The sequence below is a fragment of the Kribbella sp. NPDC049227 genome, from assembly GCF_043197265.1.
Classification (GTDB): domain Bacteria; phylum Actinomycetota; class Actinomycetes; order Propionibacteriales; family Kribbellaceae; genus Kribbella.
Genome location: NZ_JBICST010000001.1, coordinates 24,403 through 38,339 on the forward strand (window position 1 = coordinate 24,403; position 13,937 = coordinate 38,339).

The 13,937-nt window shown below is 67.8% G+C and carries 12 protein-coding genes; 8 read left to right on the forward strand and 4 right to left on the reverse strand.

From position 1 onward, the window contains the following. Both ACGFH6_RS00155 and ACGFH6_RS00160 read left to right on the forward strand, forming a co-directional pair. Entirely contained in the window at window positions 1–1,578 is a 1,578-nt protein-coding gene (locus ACGFH6_RS00155; protein ID WP_393379052.1) for a glucoamylase family protein, read from the forward strand. 22 nt (window positions 1,579–1,600) lie between these two features. After that, on the forward strand, window positions 1,601–3,427 hold the full coding sequence (locus ACGFH6_RS00160; protein WP_393379053.1) for a xylan 1,4-beta-xylosidase: 1,827 nt from the start codon (window positions 1,601–1,603) through the stop codon (window positions 3,425–3,427). Here the strand turns inward: ACGFH6_RS00160 and ACGFH6_RS00165 are convergent. Further along, window positions 3,410–4,132 (reverse strand): FadR/GntR family transcriptional regulator, encoded by a 723-nt coding sequence (locus ACGFH6_RS00165; RefSeq protein WP_393379056.1) that lies wholly within the window; start codon window positions 4,130–4,132, stop codon window positions 3,410–3,412. The genes ACGFH6_RS00160 and ACGFH6_RS00165 overlap by 18 nt on opposite strands. A 180-nt stretch (window positions 4,133–4,312) precedes the next feature. Here ACGFH6_RS00165 and ACGFH6_RS00170 point away from each other — a divergent pair, with 180 nt between their 5' ends. From ACGFH6_RS00170 to ACGFH6_RS00185, 4 genes are read left to right on the forward strand one after another with little or no spacing between them, the layout of a single operon-like run. After that, on the forward strand, window positions 4,313–5,584 hold the full coding sequence (locus ACGFH6_RS00170) for an ABC transporter substrate-binding protein (protein WP_393379058.1): 1,272 nt from the start codon (window positions 4,313–4,315) through the stop codon (window positions 5,582–5,584). Beyond that, window positions 5,584–6,531, forward strand: a complete 948-nt coding sequence (locus ACGFH6_RS00175; protein ID WP_393379060.1) for a carbohydrate ABC transporter permease — start codon at window positions 5,584–5,586, stop codon at window positions 6,529–6,531. The genes ACGFH6_RS00170 and ACGFH6_RS00175 overlap by 1 nt, the downstream gene beginning before the upstream one ends. After that, a complete protein-coding gene (locus ACGFH6_RS00180) occupies window positions 6,521–7,375 on the forward strand; it encodes a carbohydrate ABC transporter permease (RefSeq protein WP_393379063.1) in 855 nt (284 codons plus the stop codon). Before ACGFH6_RS00175 ends, ACGFH6_RS00180 begins: the two co-directional genes overlap by 11 nt. Before the next feature lie 20 nt (window positions 7,376–7,395). After that, the gene (locus ACGFH6_RS00185; protein WP_393379066.1) at window positions 7,396–8,691 is read left to right on the forward strand and encodes an alpha-L-fucosidase; all 1,296 of its coding nucleotides are present in this window, start codon (window positions 7,396–7,398) and stop codon (window positions 8,689–8,691) included. A gap of 338 nt (window positions 8,692–9,029) precedes the next feature. Here ACGFH6_RS00185 and ACGFH6_RS00190 read toward each other — a convergent pair whose 3' ends face one another. Continuing rightward, window positions 9,030–9,533: a MaoC family dehydratase gene (locus tag ACGFH6_RS00190; protein ID WP_393379068.1), complete on the reverse strand. Its 504-nt coding sequence runs from the start codon at window positions 9,531–9,533 to the stop codon at window positions 9,030–9,032. 112 nt (window positions 9,534–9,645) lie between these two features. Beyond that, a complete protein-coding gene (locus tag ACGFH6_RS00195) occupies window positions 9,646–10,212 on the reverse strand; it encodes a general stress protein (protein ID WP_393379070.1) in 567 nt (188 codons plus the stop codon). A 75-nt stretch (window positions 10,213–10,287) separates the two neighbouring features. Here ACGFH6_RS00195 and ACGFH6_RS00200 point away from each other — a divergent pair, with 75 nt between their 5' ends. Beyond that, window positions 10,288–11,397 (forward strand): magnesium and cobalt transport protein CorA, encoded by a 1,110-nt coding sequence (locus ACGFH6_RS00200; protein WP_393379073.1) that lies wholly within the window; start codon window positions 10,288–10,290, stop codon window positions 11,395–11,397. Between the two features lie 219 nt (window positions 11,398–11,616). Continuing rightward, window positions 11,617–12,642, forward strand: coding sequence for a winged helix-turn-helix domain-containing protein (locus tag ACGFH6_RS00205; protein WP_393379076.1), 1,026 nt, complete (start codon window positions 11,617–11,619; stop codon window positions 12,640–12,642). A gap of 73 nt (window positions 12,643–12,715) precedes the next feature. Here the strand turns inward: ACGFH6_RS00205 and ACGFH6_RS00210 are convergent, their stop codons facing one another. Further along, entirely contained in the window at window positions 12,716–13,906 is a 1,191-nt protein-coding gene (locus ACGFH6_RS00210) for an acyl-CoA dehydrogenase family protein (RefSeq protein ID WP_393379079.1), read from the reverse strand. Between the last annotated feature and the right edge of the window lie 31 nt (window positions 13,907–13,937).

The following is a 13,937-nucleotide window of genomic DNA, read 5'->3' on the forward strand; positions in this document are numbered from 1 at the left end:
ATGACCGCCAACATCAGTCGCCGTACCCTGCTCGCCGCCGGCGGCGCCGCCGCGCTGATCGGCACCACCGCAAGCACGACGTACGCCGGGACGCCTGACCCGGCCGCCCTCCTCAAGGGCAACTGGAAGCCGGGCCGTGAGGACAAGGCCCTGGTCGGCCGCTGGGCGCGAGACACCTGGCGCAGCCTGGTCGCGATGACCGACGAGAAGACCGGCCTCCCCGCCGACAACATCGGCTCCTCGGTGACGAACCCGGTCCGCAGCCAGTACACCTCCCCCACCAACATCGGCGGCTACCTGTGGAGCACGGTCGTCGCGCGCCACCTCGGCATCATCTCGCCGAAGGAGTCGCTGCGCCGGATCACCCAGACCCTGACCACGATGTCGAAGGTCGACCACCACGAGCCGAGCGGCATGTACTTCAACTGGTACGACGAGTCGACCGGTGAGGTCCGGTACGTCGACCCGGACGGCACGAAGCCGATCACGCCGTTCGTCTCGAGTGTCGACAACGGCTGGCTCGCCTGCGCGCTGATGGTGGTCCGCAACGCCGAGCCGGGAGCCCGCGCGCTGGCGGATTCGCTGCTCGGCAAGATGAACTTCGCCTACTACTACAACCCCGCGGCCCGGCCCGGCGGCCTGATGCGCGGCGGCTTCTTCGAGACCCCGCCGCCGGACGAGGAGACCGACAAGGGCAACCACGCCGGCACCGGGCCGGACGTGTACTACCGCAAGTTCCACTACGACACCTGCAACACCGAAGCCCGGATCGCCGGCTACATCGGATTCGCGCTCGGCCAGGTCCCGCACACGCAGTACTTCGCGACGTACCGGACGTTCCCGGACTCGTGCGACTGGTCCTGGGTCGAGCAGAAGCCGAAGGGCGTGCACCGGACGTACCTCGGTCTCGACGTCTTCGAGGGCACCTACTCGTACCGCGGGATGCGGCTCGTGCCGTCCTGGGGCGGCGACATGTTCGAGTCGCTGATGCCCGACCTGTTCATCCCCGAGGCCAGCTGGGCGCCGCGCAGTTGGGGTATCAACCACCCGCTGACGGTCCGCGCGCAGATCGAGCACGGACTGGACGACGCGAAGTACGGCTACTGGGGCTTCTCGCCGGCCTCGAACCCGAAGGGCGGGTACTCCGTCTACGGTGTCGAGGCGATCGGGATGGACCCCGGCGGCTACCCGTCCGACCTGGAGGCGACGAACTTCGACGCCGGCTTCGAGGGCTGCCGCGAGGGCGTCAACCCCAATCCCACCTTCGGCGACGGTGTGGTCACCCCGCACGCCGCGTTCCTGGCGATGCAGTACGCGCCCGGGCAGGCGATCGAGAACCTGCGCCGGATCGAGACGAACCTGCACGCGTACGGCGCCGGCGGCTTCTACGACTCGGTCGCGGTCCGGTCCGGGCTGATCGCCCAGCGGTACCTGGCCCTGGACCAGGCCATGGTGATGGGTGCCATCGGCAACGTCTTCGCCAACGACGTGGTCCGGCGGAACTTCAGCACCACGACGGTCGAGCGCCGGATCCGGCCGCTGATCGCGATAGAGCAGTTCGAGTCCGGGCTCGAGTGACACGACGACAGGAGTCAGCTTGATGCACGACGACGCCTCGGTGGAGGCCAAGACCGACTGGGACGCGCGGATCGCGCTCCGCAGTGACGAGGAGCGCGCGTTCACCTTCCCGGACCTGGATCCGCCGAAGGAGGTCACCGCGACCGGCGGCGCCGGTCAGGTGACGATCGACTGGACGCCGGTGGACGGAGCCGCGGGTTACCTGATCCTGCGGTCCACCGGCGACCACGGCCCGCTCGAGCCGGTCGACCACCACAGCGGAGACATCCTCTCGGTCCCGGCGCCGCCGTACGTCGACACCACCTGCACGCCGGGGACGCCGTACCGCTATGCGGTCGCGAGCGTCCCCGAGGTGACCACGAGCGGCCGTCCGAGCGGTACCGTCGGCGCCGTACCACTGGTTGCCGACGGCACCGTCCCGGTGGTCTCGGTGACCGTCGACACGGTTGCTGAGGGCACCGAACTGCCGAAGCCCTGGGTTCCGATGGTCGGCAGTGAACGGCTCAGTCAGCTGCTCTGCACAGATCTCACCGGTGGTCACGAGATCGGGGCGGAGCTGGAGCAGGCGCTGCGCCGGATGCACGACGAGATCGGCGTACGCACGGTCCGGGCGCATGCGATCTTCCATGACGACACTCGCGTGTACGCCGAGGTCGACGGCGAGCCGGCGTACGACTTCTCCGTCGTCGACGCGATCTACGACAAGCTGCTGGCGATCGGGCTGCGGCCGGTGGTCGAACTCGGGTTCATGCCGCGGGACCTGGCGAGCGATCCGGCCAAGACCGTGTTCGCGTACGGCGCGATCATCTCGCCGCCGAAGTCGTACGAGCGCTGGTACGACCTGGTCCGCGCGCTGGTGCGGCACCTCGTCGAGAGATACGGCCTCGACGAGGTGCTGACCTGGGACTTCGAGGTGTGGAACGAGGCCAACCTGGAGGTCTTCTGGTCCGGCACGAAGGCCGAGTACCTGCATCTGTACGACGTGACCGCAGCCGCCGTGAAGTCGGTCGACCCGCGGCTGGCCATCGGCGGACCGTCGTCGGCCGCGGCGGGCTGGGTGGACGACCTGCTCGCGCACGCGGCGGCGGAGGGTACGCCGGTGGACTTCGTCTCGACGCACACCTACGGCAGTCCGCCGCTCGACGTGCAGGCGTCGCTGGATCGGCACGGGTTCAGCGATGCGCGGATCCTCTGGACCGAGTGGGGCGTGACCCCGACACACTTCAACCCGATCAACGACTCGGTGTTCTCCGGAGTGTTCCTGCTGCGCGGGATGAAGTCGGCGGCCGGGCGGGTCGACGCGCTCGCGTACTGGGTCGCGTCAGACCACTTCGAGGAGCTCGGCCGTCCGCCGCGGTTCCTGCATGGTGGCTTCGGCTTGCGGACCGTTGGCGGACTGGCGAAGCCCCGGTACCACGCGATGAGCCTGCTGAGCCGGCTCGGGCCGGTCGAGCTGCCGGTGACGTGGAACGGTGACGGCGGCGGCAGTCTGGTGGAGGCGTGGGCCTCCCAGGATGACGATCGGATCGCCGTACTGCTGTGGAATCTGACCCTCGACCAGACCAAGTCGGCGGGGGCACCGGAACTGTCCAGGACGGTCCACGTGCAGCTGCCCGGCGTGGATCCGTCCTGGCAGGCCACCGTCACGACACTCGGCATCGGCGTCGGTGATCTCGTCGCAGCCGCCGCCGACCTGGGGATCGGCGACTGGCCTTCCGACGAGCAGCTGACGGAGCTGGCGGACCGGAGCCAAATGGTCAGTACTCCGCTGGAGTGGAACGGCTCAGCACTCGAGCTGACCCTCCCGATGCCCGCCGCTGTCCTGGTGGAGCTACAGCCCAGAAGCTAGTCCCACCCCACCACCCCGGTCAGGCCCGTCGAGATCGACTGCGTCCTGGATCCAGCGCTCGACACCGGCGATGTGGACCGTGGCCCAGGCCCGCGCGACCTCGGGTTCGCGGGCGGCGATGGCCTCGAGGATGGAGCGGTGTTCGGCCACCGATCGGGCGACCGCACCGGTCTGGGTCAGACCGCGCCAGATCCGGGCCCGGTACGTCGGCTGACGCAGGCTCTCGATGATCGAGGCCAGCGCCCGGTTGCCGCTGCCGATCGCGAGCAGCCGGTGGAACTCCACGTCACAGGCGAGCTGGTCGTCCGCCGACGGTTCCTCGCCGAGGTCGTCGAGCAGCTTGCGCAGCGCGGTGACGTCCTCGTCCGGCATCCGGAGCGCGGCCCGCGCGGCCGCCGCCGGCTCGAGGATCCGGCGTACCTCGAAGAACTCGAGCACCGACGCGTCCTGGTGCAGGTCGAGGACGAACCCCATCGTCTCCATCAGCAGGGACGGGTCGAGGCTCGTCACGAACGTCCCGTCGCCCTGGCGGACCTCGAGGATCCGGATCAGCGCCAGCGCCTTGACCGCCTCGCGCAGCGAGTTCCGGGACAGGCCGAGGCGCGCGGCCAGGTCGGCTTCGCGCGGCAGCCGGTCGCCGGGCTGCAGTTCGCCGGACACGATCATCTGCTTGATCCGGTCGATCGCCTCGTCGGTGACCCGCATGCCAGCCTCCCTGCTCGGCCCGGAAACCTCCGATGTCTTGGGACAATACATCGGAGGTCTGCCCGGCGCACCCACACTCAGCGCCGAGTTTCTTCCCTGAAATAAGGCCACGAACTGTTGACTCTCGTCAAGACTTCGGCATATTGATCGGATGAATCACAGCTCTCCTTGGAGGTCAGGATGAGAGGAACACCAGCGCGGGCTCGCCGCTGGGCCACCGCCGCCCTGTCGGTACTGGCTCTGACGGCGGTGGCGGCCTGTGGCGGCGGCAACGACAGCAGCGGTGGCGGGTCCGGTTCGGCCGACAAGGCCGACCTGACCTGGCAGTTCTGGATCGGCGGTACCGAGGACCAGGCCGCGTGGCAGAAGGTCGCGGACCAGGCCCACACCGACCACGCCGGCATCACGGTCAAGCTCCAGGGCACGGACTGGAACAACTACTGGGCCAAGATCGGCACCCTGCTGGCGAGCGGGAAGGCGCCGTGCATCATCGGCATGCAGAGCCTGCGGACCGCGTCGTACGCGAGTGCGATGATGCCGCTGGACGACCTGATGAAGAAGTACGGCCTGAAGGCCGAGGACTTCGACAAGCCGATCATGGACGGCCTCAAGGTGGACGGGAAGCAGATCGCGATCCCCTACGACTCCGGCCCGATGGTGATCTTCTACAACAAGGACATGTTCAAGGCCGCCGGTATCCCCGACCCGAAGCCGGGCTGGACGATGGACGAGTTCAAGGCGGCCGCGAAGAAGCTCACCGCGGCCGGCAAGACCGGGCTGGTGACGTCCCCCGGTGATCTCGGCGTCACGTCCTGGGTGCGGACCCAAACCGGCGCGGAGCCGCTGACCGACGGCAAGCTGAACCTCACCGACCCGAAGTTCGAGGAGGGTTTCCAGGGCTACGCGGACTTCGTCAAGACCGACAAGATCGCGCCGCAGGTGCCGGCGGGTAACGCCGACTTCGAGACCACCCAGTTCGTCTCCGGCAAGTCGGCGATGCAGCTGAACGGTCCGTGGTCGCTGATCGACACCATGGGCAAGGTCAAGTTCAACCTCGGGATCGCGCCGATCCCGGCCGGTCCGGAGGGCTCGAAGACCTTCACCGCCGGTTCGGGCTTCGGCATCTCCCGGTCCTGCAAGACGCCGGACGCCGCGTTCCAGGCGATCCAGTCGATGACGAGTGAGAAGCCGCTGACCACGCTGGCCGCGGCCGGCCGCGCGTACCCGGCGCGGACCGTCGCGCACCCCGCCTGGTTCACCGCCGCGAAGATCCCGGAAGCCAAGGAGGTCATCGACTACGCGTCCGAGAACTCGGTCGCGCTGGTCACCTCGAAGAACTGGGTCCAGGTGGCCGACCTGCTCAGCCGGTTCGGGACTCAGGCCCTGAACGGTGAGATCCCGCCGGAGCAGGCCCTGAAGACCATCCAGGACCAGGCGGGCGCAGGGTCCTGATGGCCACGAACACCACGATCGTCGCTCCGCCCGGTGCGCCGCCTTCGGGCGCCGTCCGGGCGGGGCGGCGGCCCGCGCTGCGAAGGGACGGCCGGTACGCCGGGATCTTCCTGGGGCCGAGCCTGGCCGGGCTGGCCGTGTTCACGCTGTTCCCGACCCTGATGGCACTGGGGATCAGCCTGTTCGACTGGCCGGTCTTCGGCGAGCGCACGTTCCTCGGCATCGACAACTACACCCACCTGCTGCACGACCCGGTGTTCCGGCGGGTGGTGCTGAACACGGTCCTGTTCGTGGTGCTGTACGTGCCGCTGAACGTGGTCGTGTCACTCGGGCTCGCGGTTTGGGTCGGGCCGAAGATCAGAGGCCGGCAGGCATTCCGGGTGCTGTTCTTCATTCCGGTGATGACGCCGATGGTGGCCAACGCGATGGTCTGGAAGCTGCTGTTCCAGCCCGGTGGCCTCATCGACAGCGGGATGCAGAGCTGGTTCGGCATCGACGCGCCGAACTTCCTCGGCTCGTCCACCTGGGCGATGCCGGCGATCGTGGCGATGTCGGTCTGGCAGGGCTTCGGCTACAACTTCCTGGTCTTCTCCGCGGCGCTCGACCAGGTGCCGCAATCGCAGCTCGAGTCGGCGCAGATCGACGGCGCCGGTCCGCTGCAACGGTTCCGGTACGTCACCTGGCCGATGATCACGCCGGCGATCTTCTTCGCCACCACGATGACTCTGATCACCTCGTTCCAGGTGTTCGCGCAACCGTTCATCCTGACCCAGGGCGGTCCGGGCGTGTCCACCCAGACGATCGTGATGTACGTCTACAACCAGGGCTGGCAGTTCCTCACCATGGGCCTGGCGTCCGCGGCCGGCTGGGTGCTGTTCGTGATCATCATGGCCATCACCGCGATCCAGTTCGTCGGGCAGCGCAAGTGGGTGAACTATGACGTCTGAAACCGCAGTCACAGTGACCGGCCGCCGGATCCGCAGCAGTGTGTCCCACATCCTGCTGATCATCGTCGCGCTCCTCTTCCTCGGGCCGTTGGTGTACGCCGTGTCCACCTCGCTGAAGCCGGCGGACGAGGTGTTCACCCCGACCCCGCATCTGTTCGGCTCCGAGATCCGCTGGCAGAACTACGCCGACGCGTTCACGTTCGCGCCGTTCGGCCGCTACTTCCTGAACAGCCTGTTCGTCGCGGTCGCCGGGACGCTCGTCGTCGTGGTCGCCTCGAGCCTGTCGGCGTACGCGTTCGCCCGGCTGAGGTTCAGGGGCCGAGAGCAACTGTTCGTGCTGTTCCTGGGCACCTTGATGGTGCCGCAGGAGGTGCTGATCGTGCCGATGTACTGGCTGATGCAGTCGCTCGGCTGGGTGGACAGCTACTGGGCATTGATCCTGCCCTGGGCGTTCACCGCGTTCGGGACCTTCCTGCTCCGGCAGTTCTTCCTGACTGTCCCGGCCGAGCTGGAGGAAGCGGCCCGGGTGGACGGGTGCGGACCGTTCGGCACCTTCCTGCGGATCATGCTGCCGCTGGCGCGTCCGGCGATCGCCGTACTGACCGTCTTCACCTTCATCAGCTTCTGGGGCAGCTTCCTGTGGCCGCTGATCATCGTGAACAGCGTCGAGACCAAGGGCACCGTGCCGCTCGGCCTGGCGCAGTTCAGCGGGCAGCAGGGCACTCAGTGGAACCTGATGATGGCGGCGTCGATCATGGCGATGATCCCGACCGTCCTGCTCGTGATCCTGCTCCAGAAGCATCTCGTCCGCGGCCTGCTCGTCACCGGTCTGGGCGGCCGCTAACTACTCCGAGGAGATCTGAGATGACCGACGCGCCTCCTGCGCATTCCGTCGAGAAGTTCCGTGACTGGCGGTTCGGCCTGTTCGTCCACTGGGGGCTGTACTCACTGCCGGCCCGGCACGAGTGGGTGAAGAACCTCGAGCGGCTGACCGACGAGGACTACCAGCCGTACTTCGACCACTTCGAGCCGGACCTGTACGACCCGGGCAAATGGGCCCGCGCCGCCCGCGAGGCCGGGATGAAGTACGCCGTACTCACGACCAAGCACCACGAAGGCTTCTGCCTGTGGGACTCCGAGGTCTCGGACTACACGGTCGCGAAGACCGCGTGGGGCAAGGACCTGGTCGGCCCGTTCGTCGAGGCCTGCCGGGCCGAGGGCCTCGGCGTCGGGTTCTACCACTCGCTGATCGACTGGCATCATCCCGAGTTCCCGATCGACCTGGTGCATCCGCAGCGGGACGACGAGGAGGCGATCGCGAAGGCGGCCGGCCGCGACATCCAGGTGTACGCCGACTACCTGCATGCGCAGACGCGCGAACTGCTGACGAACTACGGCCCGATCGACATCATGTGGTTCGACTTCTCCTACCCGGGCCGGAAGTACCCCGACGGCCGCGACGGGCACGGCAAGGGCCGCGACGACTGGCGGTCCGAGGAACTGATGGCGATGGTCCGGGAGTTGCAGCCCGACATCCTGATCAACGACCGCCTCGACATCCCCGGCGACTTCGTCACGCCGGAGCAGTACCAGCCGGACGGCCCGATGCAACGCGACGGGCAGCCGGTGCTGTGGGAGGCCTGCCAGACGCTGAACGGCAGCTGGGGCTACGACCGGGACAACCTGGACTGGAAGTCACCCGAGCTGCTGGTGAAGATGCTGGTCGACTCGGTCTCCAAGGACGGCAACCTGCTGCTGAACGTGGGACCGACCGGGCGGGGCGAGTTCGACCCGCGCGCACTGGCGACGTTGGCATCGATCGGCGAATGGATGCGGCTGCACGAGCGGTCGGTGCGTGGGGCGAGGCCGGCGGAGTACTCCGCTCCCGCGGACTGCCGCTTCACCCAGAAGGGCAACCGGCTCTACCTGCACCTGTTCTCGTGGCCGATGGGCCACGTCCACCTGCCCGGCCTGGCCGGCAAGGTGAAGTACTCCCAACTCCTGAACGACGCGTCCGAGATCAAGCGCATCGTCAACGACCCCCATCAAACCGCCCAGAACACCACCATGGGCGGCACTTCCGCCGACACCCTCACCCTCAAGCTCCCGATCCAGAAACCGAACGTCCTGGTCCCCGTGATCGAACTCTTCCTGAGCTGAAACCCGCCACCCCCGACTGCTGCTGACCACCCGCTGATGGGTTGACCAACCAGACAGTGGGTCGACCCACCGCGTGCGGTTGGCCAACCCCCAAACGCGTGGGTTGACCCACCACACACGAACGAGCACCCGGCACCCGCGACGTACGCCGGACGGCGCGAAGGCGGGTGCACGGAGAGAGGACGGCGACGCGGGGTCCGGGCTCGTGGGTCGACCCACCAGACAGTGGGTTGACCCACCGCGTGCGGTTGGCCGACCCACTACGGCGTGGGTCAGCCCATCAGATGGGTGCGGGAGGGGCGCGCATGGGTGGTCGGTGCGGGCGGGGGTGGTCGGGGCTAGGAAGCCGGGGTGGGGCGGCCGGGCTGTTCCCCGCCCCGGGCTTCCAGGTAGGTGTTCTTGGGGACCATGACCTTGCGGCGGAAGAGGCAGACGACGGTGCCGTCCTGCTTGTAGCCCTTGGTCTCGACGTACACGACGCCGCGGTCGTCCTTCGACTTCGACTCCCACTTGTCCAGTACGACGGTCTCGCCGTAGATCGTGTCACCGTGGAAGGTCGGGGCCACGTGCCGCAGCGACTCGACCTCCAGGTTCGCGATCGCCTTGCCGCTGACGTCCGGCACCGACATGCCGAGCAGGATCGAGTAGATGTAATTGCCCACCACAACGTTCTTGCCGAACTGGGTGGTCTCGCCGGCGTAGCGCGCGTCCAGGTGCAGCGGGTGGTGGTTCATCGTCAGCAGGCAGAACAGGTGGTCGTCGTACTCGGTCACCGTCTTGCCCGGCCAGTGCTTGTAGACAGCACCGACCTCGAACTCCTCATAGCTACGCCCGAACTGCATGCCGGCTCCTCCTGAACCCGATGGACCCCCCATGCTGCCGAATCCGGGCGTCCCCGGTCCGTGGTGTGGCTCTCACCGGCAGGAGAGATAGGTCACCTCCCACCGCGGAGCCTCAGTCGTGCGGCCGCTGCAGTGGCTCGACCGGCTGCTGCGTGGCCGGCTGCTGCGTGGCCTGGTGCTCCGGCAGGCGCGGGCTGACCTCGCCCTTCAGCGCAAGCTTGGCCAGGTGGTTCCGCGCCTCTTCGGCGAACTTGAAGTCGCACAGTACGTCGTACGTCGTCGCGACCACCGCGGTCCGCGAGGTGAAGTCGCGCCGGCCGGCGGACTGGGCGTAGCCGAGGCCGCCGAACACCAGACCGAAGAAGGCACCCAGCACCACACCGGTGAGCAGCGCGGCGAGCCAGTTACCTGTCGTGAACAGGCCCAGCAGCAGGCCGACGAACAGACCGAACCAGGCACCGCTGGCCAGTCCGGCGGTGAGCGCCCGGCCCCAGGTGAGCCGGCCGGTGATCTTCTCCACCTGACGGAGGTTGTTGCCGACGATGGTCGTGTGCTCGACCGGGAACTTCTCGTCCGAGAGGTAGTCGACAGCTCGCTGCGCCTCCCGGTAGGTGTCGTACGTCCCGATCGTCAGGCCACTCGGCCGGGGGTCCATCGAGGGCATGCCCTGCGGGGTCATCGTCGTTCCTCTCCACGTTCGTCACCCCCATCATTGCCGACGGCTGGTTACCGCGCCTTGATAGCCTCGCCGGTGATGGCCGGGCGACGGTGGGACACAGGCGCGACACGCCGGATGGGACGAGTCTTCGCCCGGCGTTCGGGCGGTGACGGCCCGGGACCGGTGGACCTGGTCGCCAGCGGGAAGCTGGACGGCGCACTGGTCGACTGGGCGTTCTACCGTGACGGCCGGCGCGACTCCAGGATCAACTCCTATACGGAGGCGCTGAGCCGGGCCAAGCGGGGTCAGGGGTTCGTCTGGATCGGTCTGTTCCAACCCGATGACCGCCAGTTGGCCATCATCGGTGCGGAGTTCGGACTGCACGCCCTGGCCATCGAGGACGCCACCGAGGCCCACCAGCGCCCGAAGCTCGAGCGCTACGACGACACGTTGTTCGCCGTACTGAAGACAGTCAGGTATGTCCCGCACGGGGACCTGACCGCCACCAGCGAAGTGGTGGAATCGGGTGAGGTGATGGTGTTCTGCGGACCCGGCTTCGTGGTGACGGTCCGGCACGGGGAGCACAGTGAGCTGACCGGACTCAGGCAGTCCCTGGAGGGACAGCCGGAGCGGCTCGCCCTCGGTCCCGGCGCCGTACTGCATGCCATCGCGGACCTTGTCGTCGACAGGTACCTCGAGGTGACGGACGCCGTCCAGGCGGACATCGACATGATCGAGACGGAGATGTTCAGCCCGCGCGGCTGGCGGAACATCGACCGGGTCTACCAACTCAAGCGCGAGGTGCTGGAGCTGAAGCGGGCGGTGGCTCCGCTGACCGGTCCGATGCGGGCGCTCTCGACGCTGCGCCACCCGCTGATCGCCGACGAGACCCGGAACTACTTCCGCGACGTCGACGACCACCTGCTGCGGGTGAAGGAGCAGGTGATCTCGTTCGACGAGCTGCTCAGCTCGATCCTGCAGGCCGGGCTGGCCCAGGTTCAGGTCGCCGAGAACGAGGACATGCGCCGCATCTCCTCATGGGTGGCGATCCTCGCCGTCCCGACGATGATCGCCGGCATCTACGGGATGAACTTCGACAACATGCCCGAGCTGCACCTGAAGTACGCCTACTTCGTGGTCCTCGGCATCATGTTCGCCGCGTGCACGGTCCTTTACCGATTGTTCAAGCGAAACCACTGGCTCTGAGGCCGGGGTTCCAATACAGCGTCACGCACGAGTTGGCAACCTTCTGCCATGGCCACGAGTGCCACTCGTTTGGAATGTTCCAACAGTTGTGGACGGCTCGGCGCCCTTGATTGAATGCGGCCATCGCGTTCGGTCAGCAGACCGCCACATTCTGCGACCGGCGGCATCGGGGGATGTCGTGATGGGTTCGGCGTCTCGGTAGGCAGGGAGGGCTGTGCCGTGCTTCGTATTCATTTCACACCGCGTGATCTGACCCGGGTCACGGTCGCCACCGACCCCGCGCCGCTGTGGGAGGTGCTGCTCAGCCTCCATATGCTGCAGCACTCCGACGGGCGGCTGATCTTCGAGGACTGGCGCCGGCAGGTGCGGGCGAAGGTCGCTCCCGAGCAGATGCGGCTCCTGCTCGAGCTGACCCCGCTACGCGGGTACTCCCCCGACTTCCTCACCCCGGACGAGCCCGCACCGGACTTCGAGACCGCGCTGGAGCTGACGCTGGCCACGCCGCGGCAGCAGATCCGCAGCCAGCTCGACCTGCTCAGCAAGTACCGTCCGGTCTCCCCGTGGACGCGGGAGCTGGCCCAGGGCGAGCGTTCCTCGCTGCAGAAGCTCGGCCGGGCGATCCGCACGTACCACGCGGCCGCCATCGCGCCGTACTGGAAGTCGATCGGGACACATGTGTCGGCCGATCACGCACACCGCGGGGAGGCACTGGCCCGGCACGGGGTGGACCGGCTGCTCTCGTCGCTGCACCCGCGGGTCCGGTGGGTGGCGCCGGTCCTGCAGGTGCTGGACATGAACGACCGCGACCTCTACCTGGACGGGCGCGGCATCGAACTGCAGCCGTCGGCGTTCTGCTGGCAGGTGCCGACCAAGCTGCGCGACCCGGAGCTGAAGCCGATCCTGGTGTACCCGATCCAGCACGCGCCGGGCATCCTGCGGCAGGGGTCCGCGGAGCCGGAGCCGTCGACCGACGCGCTGGGCTCGCTGCTCGGCTCGACCCGTGCGGCCGCGCTGGAGGCCGCCGTCGCCGGCTGTACGACGACGGAGCTCGCGAAGCGGTGCAAGATCTCCCCGGCCGCGGCCAGCCACCAGGCCACGGTCCTGCGGGAGGCCGGCCTGATCACCACCCGCCGGGACGGCGCGTCCGTCCGTCACGAGATCACCCAGCTGGGGATCTGGCTGCTGTCCGGCCACGGCTCGGGTAAGACCCGGCAGCCGCCCTCGGAGCTTCGGGTGACCGTCTAGCCACCCCTCCGCGGCACGCTGGACGCCGACCGGCACCGCCCCGCCTGTCGGCCCAGCGTGCCGGCCTGTCCGGTCAGAGCTTGTAGTCCTCCAGCAACCGGCGGCCGATGATCATCCGCTGGATGTCCGCCGTACCCTCGCCGATCAGCAGCATCGGGGCCTCGCGGTAGAGGCGCTCGATCTCGTACTCCTTCGAGAAGCCGTAGCCGCCGTGGATGCGGAACGAGTCCTCCACGACCTGCGAGCAGTACTCGCTGGCCAGGTACTTCGCTACGCCGGCCTCGAAGTCGTTGCGCGAACCACTGTCCTTCTTCCGCGCCGCCTTCACCATCAACTCGTGCGCGGCCTCGACCTTGACCGCCATGTCGGCCAGCCGGAACAGCACCGCCTGATGCTCAGCGATCTTCTTGCCGAACGTCTCCCGCTGCTGCGCGTACGAGATGCCGAGCTCGAACGCCCGCCGCGCCACGCCGCAGCCGCGGGCGGCGACGTTCACCCGGCCGACCTCGACACCGTCCATCATCTGGTAGAAACCCTTGCCCGGTACGCCGCCGAGGATCTGGCCCGCGTCGATCCGGTAGCCGTCGAAGATCAGCTCGGTCGTGTCGACGCCCTTGTAGCCCATCTTCTCGATCTTGCCCGGCACGCTGAGGCCCATGTCCACCACGCCGAACCCGGGCTCCTTCTCGACCAGGAACGTGGTCATGTTCCGGTAGACCGAGTCCTGACCCTCGTCGGTCTTCACGAGTACGGCGACCAGGTTGCTGGAGCCGCCGTTCGTCAGCCACATCTTCTGGCCGTTGATCGTGTACGCGTCGCCGTCCTTGACCGCCTTGGTCTTGATCGCGGCGACGTCGGAGCCGCAGCCCGGCTCGGACATCGAGAACGCGCCACGGACCTCGCCGGTCGCCATCCGCGGCAGGTACTTCCGCTTCTGCTCGTCGGTGCCGTGCTGGAGCAGCATGTACGCCACGATGAAGTGCGTGTTGATGATGCCGGACACGCTCATCCAGCCGCGGGCGATCTCCTCGACACACAGTGCGTAGGTGAGCAGCGATTCGCCGAGGCCGCCGTACTCCTCCGGAATCATCAGGCCGAACAGGCCGAGCTCCTTGAGGCCCTCGACGATCTCGGTCGGGTACTCGTCGCGGTGCTCCAGTTCGGTCGCGACCGGGAGGATCTCCGACTCGACGAACGCGCGGACCGTCTTGAGGATCTCCTCCTGGATGTCGGTCAGCCCGTCGGTCTGCTGCAACCTGCTCATCGTCGGCTCCTTCGGGAGTTGGCCTTACCCG

Coding starts and splice junctions, on each gene's coding strand:
- ACGFH6_RS00155 (WP_393379052.1), top strand. CDS start 1: ATGACCGCCAACATCAGTCGCCGTACCCTGCTCGCCGCCGGCGGCGCC.
- ACGFH6_RS00160 (WP_393379053.1), top strand. CDS start 1,601: ATGCACGACGACGCCTCGGTGGAGGCCAAGACCGACTGGGACGCGCGG.
- ACGFH6_RS00165 (WP_393379056.1), bottom strand. CDS start 4,132: ATGCGGGTCACCGACGAGGCGATCGACCGGATCAAGCAGATGATCGTG.
- ACGFH6_RS00170 (WP_393379058.1), top strand. CDS start 4,313: ATGAGAGGAACACCAGCGCGGGCTCGCCGCTGGGCCACCGCCGCCCTG.
- ACGFH6_RS00175 (WP_393379060.1), top strand. CDS start 5,584: ATGGCCACGAACACCACGATCGTCGCTCCGCCCGGTGCGCCGCCTTCG.
- ACGFH6_RS00180 (WP_393379063.1), top strand. CDS start 6,521: ATGACGTCTGAAACCGCAGTCACAGTGACCGGCCGCCGGATCCGCAGC.
- ACGFH6_RS00185 (WP_393379066.1), top strand. CDS start 7,396: ATGACCGACGCGCCTCCTGCGCATTCCGTCGAGAAGTTCCGTGACTGG.
- ACGFH6_RS00190 (WP_393379068.1), bottom strand. CDS start 9,533: ATGCAGTTCGGGCGTAGCTATGAGGAGTTCGAGGTCGGTGCTGTCTAC.
- ACGFH6_RS00195 (WP_393379070.1), bottom strand. CDS start 10,212: ATGACCCCGCAGGGCATGCCCTCGATGGACCCCCGGCCGAGTGGCCTG.
- ACGFH6_RS00200 (WP_393379073.1), top strand. CDS start 10,288: ATGGCCGGGCGACGGTGGGACACAGGCGCGACACGCCGGATGGGACGA.
- ACGFH6_RS00210 (WP_393379079.1), bottom strand. CDS start 13,906: ATGAGCAGGTTGCAGCAGACCGACGGGCTGACCGACATCCAGGAGGAG.